Consider the following 19222-nt stretch of genomic DNA (forward strand, 5'->3'; position numbering starts at 1 on the left):
TTTGCAAAATACACAACAAAAGAATTCATCTAAGAAGAATAAAATATAATCTATGTATTCCCAAAATGTTTGATTATCTGTAGATTATTTAGAGTAAATCCCCCATCTCGACTATGCAAGAATCTAAATACTACGGGGATTATGTTTGTAATCTACATAAGCCCCGAGAGAATGATATGGGATCTAAATTAACAAAATACTTAACATCTATAAGTCTTACTCTTGCATTGTTTAGCAATGTATATGCTGACGACGCAGATCAAACTTCCACAAATCCAACGACTAAAGAAATCGAAATAAAAACAGATCGCAAAGGAGATTTTGTAGGAAACATCTTTTGGCAGTCTGCCTACGCTGCAACATCTGGAATGAACATATCCAGAGTATCTTTAGAATCTCTAAGTGATAAATCCTTTTATTTTGATATTGAAGGTGGTGCTTTAGGTCTCTGTCTTTATCAACAAGATGTGGAAGAAAAAGCAGGATTCCATATGGATGGTGCAGGGTACTATACAGGAATTACTTTTGGGTCTCCTTCCCTTTACAAAATTGGTTTTAAGTTTGCTACGCAACATACCAATGCTAATGCCAATATTGGCCACGATGAAGTAGCATCAGATTATTTATCCTTAGGAAGTTACTGGGAAATCCATTGCTTTAAAGGGAAGTTCATCCTAGCAGGAAACTACCTCTATACCCACGGTTTCCATGAATTAAATCATACACACCGTCAGCTTTTAGGAGCTTGCTATGGTTCATTTGAAAGTCAGACAGTAGGAAGTGCCTTATCCTTTTATTTCCCTCTAAAGGCTAGAACAAATGATCGTCTTACCGTCATCCCATTTCTCCGTTATCAAGCCTTTGTCTCTAAACAAGATAAATTTACAGAAGAAGGCGCTCGTGTACGTACTTTCGTAACACCCGATGCTCTTGTTGATGTTAGCCTACCTTTCGGATTGCATAACAAATTAGCTTTCCACGGACGTTGCCCATCAATTTGGGAATTAGAGGTTGCCTACAAGCCAACACTCTTACGTCAAACACCTTTAGTGGGTTCCGTATTAGTTGCTGATGATGGCTCTTGGATTTCTTCACCTACAGATGTGAACTACCATGCGTTTTCTGTAAATCTTAAAAACGAAACTCGCTTATTCAAACATCTGCATATAAACTTTGATTATCAATGTGATATCTCCTCATCTACATGTAGCCACTATATACTTGGCGGAGGAAAACTCTCTTTCTAAAACCACTCCTCTGGCTTTAGAGAGCATTAAATCATCAATATATTTTTAAAATATTAAAGATATAAGATCTGAGAAGGTTTGTTTTTAATAAAACAAGCCTTCTTTATTAAAAAAATGTTCTTAAACTCTAATAATAAGGAAACTAACACTTATTCTTTTACATATCTAACACTAGTAGTAAAAGTATGTAGAAACCCTAGACAAAGATAGAAGAAGTATTTTATAGGGGAAAAAATCATATCACAACTACATTCTCTCAGATATGTCTCAGAAATTTCTTCTCTATTCTCTCACTCTGTCTATTTGTATACACAATAGCCTCTATAGCGAAGGAATTGTAATACCCTCTGAGGACACTTATCAGAAACTCTCTTATTTAAACTTTCCAGATCATTTAGATTTCCCATTAACTCTCATAAATCAATCTTTAGGGAAGAATCACGGGTTAATGCACAATGCTATAGCGGATGTTACTATCTCCAACGATAAGCATTCTCAAGTGTTCGTATACCAATCGAACGTGACTAATGGTGGTGTTATCAGTTGCAGATCTTGTAGCCTTGTAAACAATACCCAGCCTATTTTTTTTGGAAATAATAGAGCCACTAACAACGGCGGAGCGATCTGTTCTACTGAAAACGTAACAGTATCAAAAAATTCTCGTGTGATTTTTTATCAAAACAATGCTTTTAATCAAAAAAGTGCACCTGGAAATGGTGCAGGTGGTGCTGTATTCGCAAAAAATTTTGAAGCCACCTATAATAATAGAGAAGCTCTTTTCATCTCTAATTTGACCAAAACAAATGGCGGAGCAATCTCCTCATTAGAAACGTGTAAATTCCTCAATAATACAGCCTCTATCCACTTTGATAATAACAGAGGTTATAGTGTAGATGGCCTTGGTGGGGCTATTTATGCGAAATCTTGCGAGTTTGCTCATAATACTGGAGAAATTACATTCACCGTGAATAAATGTGGAAAAGGTGGAGCTATTTACTCTACTACTTCTACAAGCATCACTGATAATCACGCACCTATTACCTTTTTTAGTAATGCCGCTTGCAATGGCGCTGTCGGAGCTAATGGAAACGGTGGAGCTATTAACAGCCCAACAATTACAATCGAAAATAACAAACAGTCTCTCATATTTGATGGAAACTCCGCTGCTCATGCTGGAGGAGCTCTTTCCTATCAAAATTTAACCATCCAAAACAACGGACCTATATATTTCTTTAATAATACTTCTTGTTGGGGAGGTGCATTTTATGGCCAAGCAGAGAATGGCACTACTAAGATCTCAGCAGATTATGGCGATATAATTTTTAATAACAATATTGCAATAGATAGACATGGTGTTTGGCGATCTGCCATGTATTTCTCTACTAATCACGTCCTATCCTTAGGTGCTGCGAGTAATCAGCGTGTATGCCTCTTTGATACGCTAGATACTAGTTATCTAACCTCCTTCACTATTAATCCTGAAGCCAAACATACAGGAGCTGTTGTATTTTCAGCTGATCAAGTGCAATGGGATTTAGCTACAAATGTTAATAAAATACAAACCAGCTATACCGGGGAAATTACCGTGAAACATGGAATACTCTCCGTAGAAGCTGGCGCTAGGCTATCGGCATATAAAATTACACCTGAAGATAATACACATTTCTGTTTAGGAAATAATGCAGTTGTTAAAACCCAACAAAAAAGTAACAATGAAAAAGACAGCAACTTACAAATAAAAAATGTTGCCATTCTCCTTACAGACGTCTTAAAGACCGATAGTATACCTCCAACTATCTGGATTTATCCGGGGGGATCAGGAGGTAATTATACAGAAAATACTGATGCAAGGATTTCAATATCAGGATCTTTATCTTTATGGAATGAAAATTATTCTGACCCATACGATAGCTTAGATCTTTCCCAATCCATAGACAGGATTCCCCTTCTACATCTCTCCGAACCAACAAATAATTCAATAACAACCACTAGTTTTGATATTCAGACAATAAATTCTCATCAACATTATGGCTATCAGGGGATTTGGACGCCGTATTGGGAAGAGATCACAGTACCCTCCGTTACAACATCATTAGATACAACAAATCCAAAACATCGGTATCTTTATGCTAATTGGATGCCCACAGGTTACACAGTAAATCCCCAACATCGCGCAGATCTCGTAGCCAATACCCTATGGCAGACAGCCTATAAAGCAACGGCTTTCTATCCTTCTTTGATGGATAACACCACCTCATCCTTTCACCTACAAGGTGAAGGATTAGGAATACATACACGCCAAAAAGATAAAAATGCAATTTTAGGGTTTTCATCTAGATCTTTAGGATATAGCGGGGAATGTCTTCTTTCTTCAGACACTCACCATAAGTTCTTACTTACATTCTCACAAGTCATTGGGAAAATGAAAGAACATATATCGAAAAATAAAGTCGCGTCTCACAACTACCTAATACACTTATCTTTGCAAATGCCCTGGTTTCATGAACATCTTATAACTACAGCTTCCCTAGGCTATTGTTATAGTGATCATCATATGCAAAGTTTTTACCCACAAAATAAGAAATCTGAAACGCAGTTTGAAGATCACGCTTTAAGCGCACGTGTAGGTTGTTATCTTTATGAAAAACTTTCTCTTCTGAATCACTACTTTACACCATTTATTCAATTGAGTGGTGTACGTGTAGAACAAACGAAAATCAATGAAATTGGAGATTTTCCTAGAAGCTTCTCCAATCAACATCCGTTGATTGATATAGCTCTACCTATAGGAATTCAAACCTCTTGGATACCTAAAACCCATCTACCAAGCTTTTGGGAAATCCAATTTGCCTATCAACCCTCGATCTATAGACAAAATCCGAAAATCCTTACTACATTACTAGCAAGTAACGGCTCCTGGATATCTTCAGGATCTTCAGTAGCACGACATAGCTTACATGCTGAAGGAAGAAACTCCGTCTATCTATTTCATAATATAGTTGCTTTCTTGAACTACCAACTGGATCTATCTTCATCTACAACATCTCATTATATAAATGCTGGAAGTAGAGTGGTATTTTAATAAATTATGAACTTGAGAAAACTCACTATGAAACATAAGTTTATTAACAATCTTATTCTCTCAACAACGTGGTTGGCTTATTTTTATAGTATAGATGCCAGAGAAGTACTTCTCACTTATCCAACGCCCTCTATAGAGTCTCTATATTTTCCTAAATCTATAGATCTATTACTACATAGAACGAATTTAAGAGGAAAGATACGATCTACCGGTCCAGTGACACTACAAAACTATGAAGATATTATCTCTATTGCTCAGATTGCTAATAATTCTCAAGGAGCATGCCTGAAATGTGATAAGCTCTATATTAGAGATACTCAAGGCCCTATTATCATCGTTGGCAATATCACACCAAACTCAGGAGGAGGGATCTATGTTACCAATAATATAGAAATCACGAATAGTAATAAGCTCGTCTTCTTCTCAAATAATCTATCCAGAAGCACAGCTGCCGGAGATACTCAAAATTATGGAGGTGCTCTATGCACGAGATATCTAGACATTACGCATAATAAAGATCCTATTTATTTCCTAAGAAATGCATCCATTTCTCATGGTGGTGCCATCATGGCAGGGAAAACATTCAACCTATCTGATAACCGCTCTTATTGTATCTTCTATGATAATGAAACCTTATCCAACGGTTCAGGGGGAGCCATACGATTAGAACATTTCAATTGCAAGAATAACTGGGGCGATACACTTTTTATTAATAATCAATCAGGGACTGGTGGGGCAATCTCTGCAATATATGATTGTAATTTCTCAGGTAATCTAGGAAACATTGTTTTCAAAAATAATGTAGCCTTTTTCACCGGTGGTGATAATACCTCTGGTGGAGCCATAGAAGCAAGAAATGTTACTTTCGAGAATAATGAAGGTAGCATATCTTTCCATAATAATGCTTCGGTAGTCCATGGAGGAGCTTGTAAATGTGTAAAATTCATAGTTCGCAATAATAAGGATGTCTACTTCATTAATAACTCTTCTCAACTAGGAGGAGCTATAATCGTTCTTGGTAAAGGCTGTGGTATCGAATTATCTGCAGATAAAGGAAATATTATTTTCAATAATAACCTATCCCTATCCTCAGCCAATACGATGCGTAGGAACTCTATATACATAGGAAGTAGCAACTCTGCCACTACTCAATTTGGAGCGAAATTAGGACGACATATCCTTTTTTATGATCCTATTGAACATGAACTAGGCACACCAAATTCTATGCTCATCAATCCTAATGTTGAAGATCTTGGTTGTGTAATCTTTTCTGGGGCTACAGTTGTCGATGCTCTTAAGACAGAGAGCAATCTATTTTCAAAATGTAAAAACACTATAGAACTTAAAAATGGTGTATTAGCAATTGAAAATGACGCAGGAATCGCAACTTATAAATTTGTACAAACAGGAGGTACCGTCTGTTTAGGAACAGGAGGTACATTAACAACAATAGAAAATGCTAGCAATGATCAGGCAGCAAACCTTCAATTAAGTAATCTTGGATTGATCCTCCCCCAACTACTTTCAAGTAGGGCAAAAGCAGCAAAATTGTGGATCTATCCATCCAAAACTACACAAAATTCTGTTGATTCTTTTCAAGAGAACACACAAGCATCGATCCATGTTTCAGGAGATCTTGTTCTGACTAATGAAGAAGGACATAGTCCTTATGATGATACGGATCTCTCTAGCGGTATTACACGGATACCTCTTCTGTATCTTTGTGATAACGCAACGCAGAAAATCAATATTGATTCTCTAAATGTTTATGCGATCAATCAAAAAGTACACTATGGCTATCAGGGGATATGGTCCCCCTATTGGGAAGAATATACAACCACGGCAAATTCTGCATCAGTACTAACGGCAAATACCTCACATCGCATGCTCTATGCAGATTGGACACCCACAGGCTATACCCCTAATCCTAAGTATATGACTCCTCTAATAGCAAATTCCCTCTGGGGGTCTGTCTATACTACACTCTCTGGAATGCGCACACTACCCTCTCCGACGGCTGATCCTAAGCACCTTGAACTTGGAGGTCAAGGATTGGGAATGACTATCCACCAGCGCAATCGCCTTGGTATACGCGGATTCCGTATGGAATCTGCGGGATATGCAGCAACAACCTCTGTAGCAACAAAAAAAAATCATAGGATTTCTTTCTCATTCTCTCAGCAAGTTTCCCACATCAAAGAACGTGCAACATCAAACAAACTCTCTTCGAAAAATTATTTCGGAGGTGTACAACTAGGTCTTTCCTGGTTAGATGATGGTATCATCACCTCAGGATATCTAGCTTATAATTATGGAAATCATAAAGAAAGCCACCTCTATACAAGGGAAAATAAAGCCTCTGAAGGGTATTTCTATAGCCATACATTAGGAGCTGCTTTAAATTGCACATTACAACCCAACCCAATAAATCAAGCATTTTCTATAGCACCATTTATAGAGGCGCTAGCCTTTAGAGCTACTCTCTCTAGCTTTATAGAACACGGGGATTTCATAAGGAAATTCTCTGTCAATAAGCCTCTGTTTAACGTTACTCTTCCTATCGGAATGTCTATGCAATGGAAGCGTAATGTGCATTTACCAACGCTATGGCAAATACAGCTTGCCTATCATCCCGTTGTCTATAGACACTATCCTAAAGTGTTAACAACACTAGTTACAAGTAATGGAACCTGGTCCTCATTAGGCACACCAATTACACGCCACGCCTTTGCTTATAAAATAGGAAATGAAACGCAGATTTTCCCCTACTTAAAGATCTTCCTTAATTATCAAGGAAGCATTGCTTCCTCGACATTCTGTAATTATCTAAAAGCAGGGAGTGCGTTAATTTTTTAAAAGAACAGCTTGTCTAAAGAAATACAAAAAATACCTATAGGATGAATTATTCCTTAATATTTAGCTATTGATAGGTTGTTCAAAATCAATCCTTTATCTCTATTATACCTATACATAAGAGAAGTGACTCGTATAAATACCAAGATTATCAAAGGTTTATAAAAATCTAGACAACCTTACGTTTCTTCGCGTATAGGAACGGTTATGTGTGGTCTCAGATTTTTGTTATCCCAGTATGTACCCCTACGCCTATTCATTCCTATGGTTAATTAGCTTGAGCCTTTGCTCACAAAAACTCATCTGTTTCGCCAAAGAAAAGAAAATCTGTTCCTTCCACGAAATCACTGAAGTTGGACACGTCTGTCCATGGTCAAGTCCTCATGGCATTGATAAGGTTCTCAGAAAATCTCCATCATTCAAAGGGATACTGCACGATAACAATGCGGATATAGATATCACAGATAGAAAATACTTTTGCCTCAACTATCAATATCTAAACTCAAATGGCGGAGCTGTTACAGCTAGAACTCTAAATATTACAAAAAATACTGGACCTATCATATTTAGAGAAAATACTTCTGATGGGGATGGTGGAGCCGTATTCTCCACAAACTGCAATATTACATATAATAAGCAACAATGTTGCTTTATTAATAACATGACTAAGGTTCCGGCTGATCAGAAACCCGCACGATCCGGGGGAGCTATCAATTGCACCCAATTAGTTATTTCTAATAATTATGGACCTTGTCAATTTTTAAATAATGTAGCCATAACCTATGGTGGCGCGATTCAATCTAGTGGTGATGTAAATATCTCTAATAATTATGGGCCCATAACTTTAAGAAATAATAAATGCTTACAAGAAACAAGTTATGGTGGATGTATATCAGCTGCCAATTGCTCGATTACCGCAAATCATGCTCCTATAACATTTATAGATAATCAAGCAGGATACTGTGGTGGTATATACACAACTGGGAATTGTACGATTTCTTACAATTCAGATATCACGAAATTTATTAGCAATAATTGTAGCACCGCAAATAATAAATTTGGTGGCAGTGCAATCTGTTGTTCCACTTGTACCATCACGAACAATACTAAAGGATTGATTTTTCAAAATAATTCCTCAAAACGTGATGCAGGAGCTATTTTTTGTACTTCTCTCAATGTACGCAATAACGGGCCTATTCTATTTTCAAATAACAGTGCTGTATGGGGAGGAGCTCTCCAAAATCATAATCCTGGAACTTTTTATCTCTCAGCTGACCAGGGAGATATTATATTTAAGGGAAATACCTGTTTGACATCTTCTGGAATCAGAAGGAACTCTATTCACTCTACAGCTAATCTGAATTTACAAATAGGAGCGAGACAAGGTCATAGTGTTAAGTTCTATGATCCTATTGAAAATGAGCACCCTTCATCTTCAGTTTTGATGTTTAACCCAGAAAATGAGCATTTAGGAACAGTATTATTTTCTGGAGCTGATATACCGCTAAATGAAAATTTAGATAAAAATTATTATAGCTATCTGAGAAACACATGTAAAATTGCTCATGGAGTCCTTGCTGTTGAAGATAAAGCTGCCCTAGCAATTTATAAAATTACACAAGATGAGGGAATATTACGTTTGGGAAATCAAGCAGTTATTGCTACGACAAAAACCCAAAATGCTTCCACGTCAGCCGGCTGTACTCTCACAATTACTAAACTTGCTTTAAATCTCCCTTCTATCTTAGCTAAAGGAGCTCAAGCTCCAAAAATCTGGGTTTATCCTTCTGGAAATAATAATAACTATACGGAAGATAATAACCCAACTGTCACCCTTTCCGGTCATTTGCAGCTACTCAATAGTGATAATGAAGATCCTTATGACTCCTTAGATCTTTCTAGTGGGATTACACGTATTCCTTTCCTCTATCTATGTGATAATACAAACAAGAAAATTATCATTGATGATCTAAATATTGAAGCTATTAATCGGATTAAGCACTATGGTCATCAAGGAGTTTGGTCTCCATACTGGGAAGAATATACGACGACTGCCAATTCAGGATCTGCAGAAACAGCAAATACAAATCATAGATATCTCTACGCAGATTGGACATCTACAGGTTACATTCCTAATCCAGAATATCGTGGAGAGCTTATTGCTAATACCCTTTGGCAATCAGCATATAATGCCATTACAGGGCTACAAACACTTCCACTACCCCCCCCCCCCCCAACATCCATTTAAGTGTTTCTGGCGGTGGATTAGGGGCTTACATTTCACAAAAAACACGCACCTTAAAACCTGGATTTGATCTATTCTCTAGGGGTTACTCCGCAAAAGTTTTAGGGTCTACACAGACAAATCACAATTTGGCTTTTAGCTTCGCTCAATTCTATAGTGAAATGAAAGAGTCGAAGTCAAAAAATACAGTCGCATCCAATTGCTATTTCGCTGGGATACAGCTACAAATCCCTTGGCTTGATGAAAATATCTTTACATCAGCTTCTTTAGGTTATGCTTATTCACATAGCCATGTGAAAACGAAAAATCAGATAACGAATATAACTTCTGAAGGATATTTCCACGGCCATACAATAGGAAGTGAAATCTGCTGTATGCTCCCTGAAGGGAATGTTTTGCATTTCCAATTCCGTCCTTTCATAAAAGCTTTAGGTATACATGCTATTCAAGAAAGCTTCTCAGAAACAGGAGAGCAAATCCGTAGTTTCGAAATGAAAGATCCATTGGTCAATATTACCCTTCCTTTAGGCATTTATTGTCATACAGAACACGAATCTAATTTACATACACATTGGGAAATTCAACTTGCCTATACTCCGACCATCTACAGACAGAAACCTAAAATCACCACCACACGACTCATCAGTAAAGGTAAATGGATCACCTCAGGAACCCCTGTAGATCATCATGCAGGCTCAATCTCTGTAAAGAATACTACGACTCTATTTGATAATCTGAGTCTGAGCATAAATTATCGTGGAGATTTCTCAAAATCTACATTGTGTAACTTTCTAAATATAACAAGTGAAATACAATTTTAGACTTAGAAAATAAGTACATCTATGAAAATACAGTTATCTACTCTCTTCAGCACTTATCTTCTGACCTCTTTATTAACCAGTTTATCGCTTCCTTTAAATGCCTTGTCAAAAAAGACTACGTGTCCATTTCAAAGTTTTGGCTATGAACAGCTCCTCTGCCCAGAGATATTCTCTGATATTCCTAATGTACAAAATACCCTAGAAGGACTGATACGCTCATCGGGCGCAATCACTATTGAAAATTATAGAAACATTATATGTTCTCAACAATCTCGTCCCCAAAGTGGTGGAGTAATTAATGCAACCTCTTTGGTGTTACAAAACATTAAAAATGATGTAAAATTCATTGCAAATATAACTACACAAAAGGGCGGTGTTATTTATACCACAGGGAACTGTAGTATAACCAATAATCTGGGAAATCAATACTTTATCAGCAACCAATCTGCAGCCTTTGCCACTATAAGTGCATCAACAAACTATGGTGGGGCTATCTGTTGCGACGGGGATTTTGAATTATCTAAAAATCATGGTGCAATTTGTTTTGCCTATAATTTTTCAAGAAACAGAGGCGGAGCTATCTGCACATCGAGAAATGTTAAAATAACAGAAAATTCCGCTCCTATTTTGATAATGAATAATTGTTCATTGCTAACTTCTTCACTTGCGGAGGGAGGTGCAATTTATTGTAATAATTGTGAAATTGCAGGGAATTCCGCTCCTATATATCTAATTGCTAACATTGCTCCTAAAGGAGGCGCTTTTCATGCCACTGGCATTACAATTAAAAATAATTCCGATTTAATCTTTTTTGCTAACAACTCTAGCGTACGTGAAACCCCTGCTGGAGCAAGTAGTTCAGGAGGAGCAATCTCTTGTACAAACTTAACAATAGAAGATAATCCAGGCCCTATCTGTTTTGATAATAATATTGTAAACCGTAATGGCGGGGCTATCTGGTGCCAGCGTTTAACAATTAGAAATAGTGGTCCTATTCAATTCACAAATAATCAAGGGAAATGGGGTGGCGCTTTATTAATGAAGGATGATGGAGTTCTTGATCTATCCGCGGATAATGGGGATATCATCTTTGAATCCAACTACAGTACTGGTGAAACATTATTATGTAGAAATTCTCTCTATTGTACGAATGGAGTCACTTTAAAATTAGGCGCAAAAAAAAATCACAACATCAAATTCTATGATCCCATTGATTGTAAAAGGACAACTGCATCTATAGTCTTTAATCCAGAAACTCATCAAGAAGGTACGGTATTATTTTCATCAACTTCTGTCTCTGATGTTTTCAAAGAAAAAGAAAAAAACTTCATTACCTATCTAGCAAATCCCATAACAATCAAGAATGGTGTTGTAGCAATTGAAGATCGTGCTGGCCTAGCTGTTTATAAAATCACACAAGATCAAGGTATATTACGCTTAGGCAATAATGCAATACTCAGGACAGAGGCACAAGCCACATCAAGTGGTACAGCCTCAACTACTAATTCCACATTTACAATTACTAAACTCGCCTTAAACCTTCCCTCTCTTCTTCAGAGAGATGCTCAAGCTCCAAAAATCTGGATCTACCCTTCAGTAAGTAGCAATACCTACACTGAAGATGATAACCCAACTATTACTCTTTCCGGTCCTTTACAACTCCTCAATAGCGATAATGAGGATCCTTATGATTCTTTAGATCTCTCTAGTGGGATTACTCGCATTCCTTTTTTATATCTTTGTGATAATACTGCTAAAAAAATTACAGTTACTGATCTAAATGTTGAGGCTATTAATGAGATTAAACGCTATGGCTATCAAGGTGTATGGTCTCCCTATTGGGAAGAGTATACAACAACAGCAAATTCTGCATCTCCAGAGACAGCCAACACTTCCCACCGTATACTCTATGCTGATTGGACACCTACAGGCTATATTCCAAATCCGAAATATAAAACCCCGCTAATTGCTAATGCCCTCTGGGGATCTGTCTATGTTACACTTTCGGGAATGCGTACACTTCCCTCACCAATAGATAATCCTAACTATTTTGAAATTAGCGGACAGGGATTGGGAATGATTGTTCATCAAAACAATCGTTTAGGTGTGCACGGATTTCATATGGAATCTGCAGGCTATGCAGCGATCACATCTGCCATATCAGAAACAAATCATAAGATTTCTCTTTCATTTGCTCAGCAAATTTCTCACATTAAAGAGCATGCGACATCTAATAAAGTCTCTTCGAAAAATTATTTCGGAGGCATGCAGCTACGTCTTCCTTGGCTAGATGATAGCTTAATCACTACAGGATCTGTAGCCTATAATTATGGAGATCATACAGAAAAACACCTCTATATAGAAGATAACAAAGCCTCCGAGGGATATTTCTACAGTCATACATTCGGAGCCTGTCTGAATTGCGCATTGAATCTCAGTCCCATTAACAATATATTCTCTGTTATTCCATTCATAGAAGCTTTAGCCCTTAGAGCTACACTCTCTAGCTTTATAGAGCATGGGGATTTCCCAAGAAAATTTACTGTGCATAGGTCTTTAGAAAATATCTCACTCCCTACAGGTATAATTTTACAATGGATTCGTGATGCGCACTTACCAACAATCTGGAAAGTACAATTCGCCTATCATCCTGTTATTTATAGACACTACCCTCGTGTATTAACAACACTACTTGCAAGTAGTGGAACTTGGCCATCTTTAGGAACACCAATCACACGCCATGCTTTTGCTTACAAAATAGGAAATGAAACGCAGATCTTCTCTTACTTGAAGATTTTTGTGAATTATCAAGGAGAATTTTCCTCATCTACCTTCTCTAACTACCTAAAAGCAGGAAGCATCCTAAAATTTTAAAAAATATGGAGAAAATTAAAGATTCTTGAAACCCCATAATGAATCGAACCTTATGAAAAAATTACAGTAAGAGAAACTATGACCTAAGAAATTTATCTATATATTTCTAGAATGTTTGGCTGTTAGCAGATTGCTTAAAATCAATCCTCTATCTCTATTACATCTATACACAAAAGAAGTGACTCGTATAAACACTAAGATTATCAAAGGTTTATAAAAATCTAGACAACCTTACGTTTCTTCGCGTATAGGAACGGTTATATGTGGTCTCAGATTTTTGTTATCCCAGTATGTCTCCTTACGCCTATTCATTCCTATGGCTAATTAGCTTGAGCCTTTGTTCACAAAAGCTCATCTGTTTCGCCAAAGAAAAGAAAGTTTGTTCCTTCCATGAAATCACTGAAGTTGGACACGTCTGCCCATGGTCAAGTACTTACGGGATTGATCAAGTTCTTAAGACATCCCCTATATCCAATGGTCTATTACATAACGGCAATGCTGATATAGACATCACTGAAAAAAAATACTTCTGTGTTAATTATCAATACTACAAAACAGATGGCGGAGCCGTTACGGCTAGAACTCTAAATATTACAAGAAATACTGGACCTGTCGTATTTAGGGAAAACTTTACCAATGAAAATGGTGGAGCTGTATCCTCTACAAATTGCAACATTACACATAATAAGGAGCAATGTTGCTTCATCAATAATATGTCTACTATCCTCATAGATCGTTCCGAAGCATATTCTGGAGGAGCTATTAAATGCACACAACTCGTTATCTCCAATAATATTGGATCCTGCCAATTTTTAAATAATATTGCCTCCCTATCTGGAGGAGCAATTATAGCCAATGGTGATATCAACATTACTAATAATTACGGCGCAATAATCTTAAGGAATAACAAATGCCTGAAGGAACAAAGTCGTGGAGGATGTTTATATAGTGCTAACTGTTTCATTACATCCAATTATGCTCCTTTAACATTTATAGATAATCAAGCTGGTTGGGCAGGTGGTATTTATCTAACTGGGGATTGTACGATTTCTCATAATTCTGAGATTATCCAGTTTTTCAATAACACTAGTTTGAATCAAACCTATAATCAAAGTAACTGGGGAAATCCTGGTGGCGGGGCTATTTATTGTAACTCTTGTACTATCAATAACAATTCTAAGGGATTAATTTTTCAAAATAACTCCTCAAAACGCAATGCAGGAGCTATTTACGCTTCAACACTAATCATTAAAGACAATGGACCTGTTTCATTTATAAATAATTCCTCGACGTGGGGAGCTGCTATTCAAAACTATAGTGGTGGACAATTTTATCTATCTGCGGATTACGGAGATATTATATTTAAAGAGAATATATGTATCAAAAGTTGGGGAATTCATAGAAATGCTCTTCACTCAACTCCTAACTTAAATTTACAAATAGGAGCTCGAGAAGGTCGTAGTGTCAAATTTTACGATCCTATTGAAAATGAACATCTCTCACCTTCAGTTCTCAAATTCAATCCTGAAAATTATCATCTAGGAACGGTGTTATTTTCTGGAGTTGATATACCCCTGGATGACAACATAGAACAGGACTACTATAGTTCTCTGAAAAATACCACTGAAATTACTCATGGCGTAGTTGCTGTTGAAGATAAAGCTGGTTTATCAATCTATAAACTTTCTCAAAGTGAAGGAACTTTACGTCTAGGTAATAGCGCAGTCATTAGAACAACCTCAAAAGCTCCTACCTCAAATGGTAATCAGCCAACACCAACTACTACCGGATGTACACTTTCAATTACTAAACTTGCTTTAAATCTCCCTTCGATTTTAGCTAAAAATGCCCAAGCTCCAAAAATTTGGATCTATCCGGATAGCACAACAACAAGTGGAACTACAACATATATAGAGGATAACAAACCCACAATCATTCTCTCAGGCCCACTGACTCTATTGAATAGTGATAATACTGATCCTTACGACTCTCTGGACCTTTCCACTGGGATCACACGTATTCCTTTCCTCTATTTGTGTGAGAACATGAATAAGAAAATTGAAACTCATTCTTTAGACATCAATGCCATTAATGATTATCAACACTATGGCTATCAAGGTGTGTGGTCTCCTTATTGGGAAGCATATACAACTATTGCCAACAGTGCCTCTCCAAATACAGCAAATACAGAACATAGATACCTTTATGCCGATTGGACTCCCACAGGATATATTCCCAATCCGGAATATCGTGGAGACCTTATGGCAAACTCTCTTTGGCAATCTGCCTATAATGTGATTACTGGTCTACACACTCTAGAAAATATATCCCCAGATATAACTCATAGGGAAATTTCTGGAGGTGGATTAGGAGCCTATATCTCACAAAAAACACGAAATACAAAACCGGGTTTTGATTTATTCTCCAGAGGCTACTCTACAGAGATATTAGGATCTACAGAAACAAAGCATAACTTTGCATTAAGCTTTGCACAATTTTATAGTGAGATGAAAGAATCTAAATCAAAAAATAAGGTTTCTTCTAATTGTTATTTTGCCGGAGCTCAATTACAAATTCCTTGGTTCGATGAGAGTATCTTTACATCAGCTTCCTTAGGCTACGCTTATTCACATAACCGTGTAAAAACAAAAAATCGAACTATTAATATCATATCCGAAGGGCATTTCCATAGCCATACCATAGGAAGTGAAATCTGTTGTATGCTCCCTGAGGGTAGTGTCTCACATTTACAAATGCGTCCTTTTATAAAAGCTTCAGGCATACATGCCATTCAGGAAAGCTTCACAGAAACTGGTGAACAAATCCGTAGTTTTGAAACGAAAGATCCTCTAATTAACGTAACACTGCCATTAGGAATCTATTGTTACGCAGAACATGAAGCCAATTTACATACACTTTGGGAAATCCAACTTGCCTATACTCCGACTATCTATCGACAAAAACCGAAGATCACTACTACACGACTCATCAGTAAAGGCACATGGATTACTTCAGGGACCCCTGTAGATCATCACGCAGGATCAATCTCTGTAAAGAATATTACGACTCTATTCAATAATTTGAGTTTGAGCATAAATTATCGTGGTGATTTCTCGAAATCTACCTTATGTAATTTCTTGAATATAACAAGTGCACTACAATTTTAGACTTAGAAAATACGTATCTCTATGAAAATACTGTCATCTACCTTATTCAGTGCTTGTCTTGTGATCTCTCTACTATCTTGTTTACCACTATCTTTAAATGCGTCCTATGAAAAATCTAAATGTCCATTTCAGAGTTTCGGTTATGAACAACTCTTGTGCCCAGAAATATTTTCAAATGTCCCTAAAACACAAAATACTCTAGGAGGTCTAACACGCATATCAGGACCTCTTATTATTGAAAACTATGAAAATGTTATCTGCTCTCAGCAGACTTCTAGAAATAGTGGTGGAGTTATTGATGTTTCATCGTTAATTCTAAGAAATATTAGGAACGACATAAAATTCATTTCAAATATAACCACACAGAAAGGCGGAGCTATTTATACTACAAATAGCTGTAGTATTACCCAAAATCTAGGAAAGCAATATTTTATTAGTAATCAAGCTATACTCTCTACAGATATCGCCGTAAATGACTCTACAAATTATGGTGGAGCTATCTGTTGTGAGGGAAACTTTGAATTATCTAAGAATCGTGGAGCCGTATGTTTTGCTTATAATACTGCACGAATTCAAGGTGGAGCTATCTCCACAACAGATTGTAAAATACTAGAAAATGCTGCACCTATCTTATTAATGAATAATTTATCGTTTTACCGTACCATTAAAAATAATGTATCCGCATTTGCAAAAGGCGGTGCAATTTATTGTAACAACTGTGAAATCTCAGGAAATTCCGCACCCGTATGTATAATTTCTAATACCTCTCCTATCGGAGGAGCCTGCCATGCTAATTCTACTGTCACAATTAAAAATAATTCTGATTTAGTTTTCTTTGCGAATAACTCTGGTATATGTGATTGGCCCCTTGGAGCAACAAGCTCTGGAGGTGCTATTTCTGCTACAACTGTAAAAATAGAGGATAATCCCGGCCCTGTTTGTTTTAATAACAACCTTGTAGATCGCAATGGTGGAGCTCTATGGTGTCAATATTTAACGATTCAAAATAGTGGCCCTGTCCAATTCATCAATAATCGGAGCAAATGGGGCGGCGCATTGCTATCTAAAAATAATGGTACTTTTAATCTATCTGCAGATAATGGTGATATTCTCTTTGAAAATAACTGTGGAATTGGTGGGAATGATCAATTGTATAAAAACTCCCTACATTGCACAGAGGGAATAACATTAAAAATTGGGGCCAAGAAAAACTATAGCGTTAGATTTTACGATCCTATCAAATGCTACTCTTTAGCATCGTCTATTATTTTTAATGAGGAAGAGTATCACCAAGGAATAGTATTATTCTCCTCGGTGTTTGTTCCAGATTCTTTCAAAGGGGATGATAATTTTATTAGCTCTATATCCAATCCCATAACAATCAAACATGGTGTTCTTGCTGTTGAAGACCGCGCTTGTCTATCTGTATATAAAATCACTCAGGAAAAAAGCATTCTACGCCTAGGTAATGGCGCAGTGATTAGAACAAATGCAAAAGCTGTATCAAGTGGGACAGCATCGACTACAGACTCTAATTTTACAATCACCAATCTGGCATTAAATCTTCCCTCTCTTATGAAAGAAGGAGCTCAAGCTCCAAAAATTTGGATCTCTCCTTCAGTAAGTAACAATACCTACACAGAAGACAATAATCCGACTATCGTCCTTTCTGGTCCTTTACAACTCCTCAATAGTAATAATGAGGATCCTTATGATGATACAGATCTTTCTAGTGGAATGACTCGCATTCCTTTTTTATATCTTTGTGATAATGCCACTAAAAAAATTACAGTTACTGATTTAAATATCGGAGCTATTAATGAGATTAAATCCTATGGTTATCAAGGAGTTTGGTCTCCCTATTGGGAAGAATACACAACTGTTGCAAATAATACGTCAGAGAATACAGCCAATACTTCCCACCGTATACTTTATGCTGATTGGACTCCTACGGGCTATATCCCCAATCCAAAATATAGAACTCCTTTAATCGCTAATGCCCTCTGGGGATCTGTCTACACAACACTTTCAGGAATGCGTACACTACCCTCTCCAGTAGCTAGTCCAAACTATTTTGAACTCGGAGGTCAAGGACTAGTAGGAGCTATTTATCAGCGCAATCGTTTGGGTGTACATGGATTCCATATGGAATCCGCAGGCTATGCTGCAATAACATCGGCAGCATCAAAAACAAATCATAAGCTCTCTTTCTCCTTCTCTCAGCAAATTTCTCATATTAAAGAAAAAGAATCAGAAAATAAAATCTCTTCAAAAAGCTATTTCGGAGGTGTTCAGCTACGTCTCCCCTGGTTAGAAGATGCTATAATCACCACAGGAACTCTAGCCTATAACTACGGAGACCATACAGCAAAGCACTTCTATATGGAAGACAACAAAGATTCTGAAGGGTATTTCTATAGCCATACATTCGGAGCATCTCTTAATTGCACTTTGAATCTTAATCCAATAAATAATGCTGTTTCTGTAGCGCCATTTATAGAAGCCCTAGCCTTTAGAGCTACACTATCAAGCTTTATAGAACAGGGAGATTTTGCACGGAAATTCTCAGTGAATAGACCTTTAGAAAATCTCTCACTTCCTATTGGGATGATTCTACAGTGGGCTCGTGATGTACATCTACCAACAATTTGGCAAGTACAACTTGCCTACCATCCTGTTGTCTATAGACACTATCCTAGAGTAATGACAACACTACTGGCAAGTAATGGCACTTGGCCATCACTCGGCACACCAATCACACGCCATGCCCTAGCTTATAAAATAGGAAATGAAACGCAGATCTTTTCTTACTTAAAGATCTTCTTAAACTATCAAGGAGAGTTTTCCTCGTCTACTTTCTCTAACTACCTAAAAGCAGGAAGCTCACTGATATTTTAGAAAAAGTAGGGCTATAAAAATCCTTTATAGCCTTA

General features: G+C 37.0%; 6 protein-coding genes and 1 pseudogene. All 7 read left to right on the top strand.

Annotation, left to right across the window (positions count from 1 at the left end; translation table 11 throughout):
• Window positions 1-176 precede the first annotated feature (176 nt).
• Complete coding sequence (locus tag O1W69_RS00080) at window positions 177-1247, top strand: autotransporter outer membrane beta-barrel domain-containing protein (protein ID WP_375793527.1); 1071 nt, start codon at window positions 177-179, stop codon at window positions 1245-1247.
• A 262-nt stretch (window positions 1248-1509) separates the two neighbouring features.
• Window positions 1510-4329 (top strand): polymorphic outer membrane protein middle domain-containing protein, encoded by a 2820-nt coding sequence (locus O1W69_RS00085; protein ID WP_375793528.1) that lies wholly within the window; start codon window positions 1510-1512, stop codon window positions 4327-4329.
• Window positions 4330-4356: 27 nt separating this feature from the next.
• The gene (locus tag O1W69_RS00090; protein ID WP_375793529.1) at window positions 4357-7185 is read left to right on the top strand and encodes a polymorphic outer membrane protein middle domain-containing protein; all 2829 of its coding nucleotides are present in this window, start codon (window positions 4357-4359) and stop codon (window positions 7183-7185) included.
• A 208-nt stretch (window positions 7186-7393) separates the two neighbouring features.
• Window positions 7394-10248, top strand: a pseudogene (locus O1W69_RS00095) (polymorphic outer membrane protein middle domain-containing protein).
• 21 nt (window positions 10249-10269) lie between these two features.
• On the top strand, window positions 10270-13122 hold the full coding sequence (locus O1W69_RS00100; RefSeq protein WP_375793530.1) for a polymorphic outer membrane protein middle domain-containing protein: 2853 nt from the start codon (window positions 10270-10272) through the stop codon (window positions 13120-13122).
• A gap of 263 nt (window positions 13123-13385) precedes the next feature.
• Complete coding sequence (locus O1W69_RS00105) at window positions 13386-16289, top strand: polymorphic outer membrane protein middle domain-containing protein (protein WP_375793531.1); 2904 nt, start codon at window positions 13386-13388, stop codon at window positions 16287-16289.
• A 21-nt stretch (window positions 16290-16310) separates the two neighbouring features.
• Window positions 16311-19187, top strand: a complete 2877-nt coding sequence (locus O1W69_RS00110) for a polymorphic outer membrane protein middle domain-containing protein (protein ID WP_375793532.1) — start codon at window positions 16311-16313, stop codon at window positions 19185-19187.
• Window positions 19188-19222 lie beyond the last annotated feature (35 nt).

Source organism: Chlamydia sp. 12-01, from assembly GCF_042234205.1.
Taxonomy (GTDB): domain Bacteria; phylum Chlamydiota; class Chlamydiia; order Chlamydiales; family Chlamydiaceae; genus Chlamydia.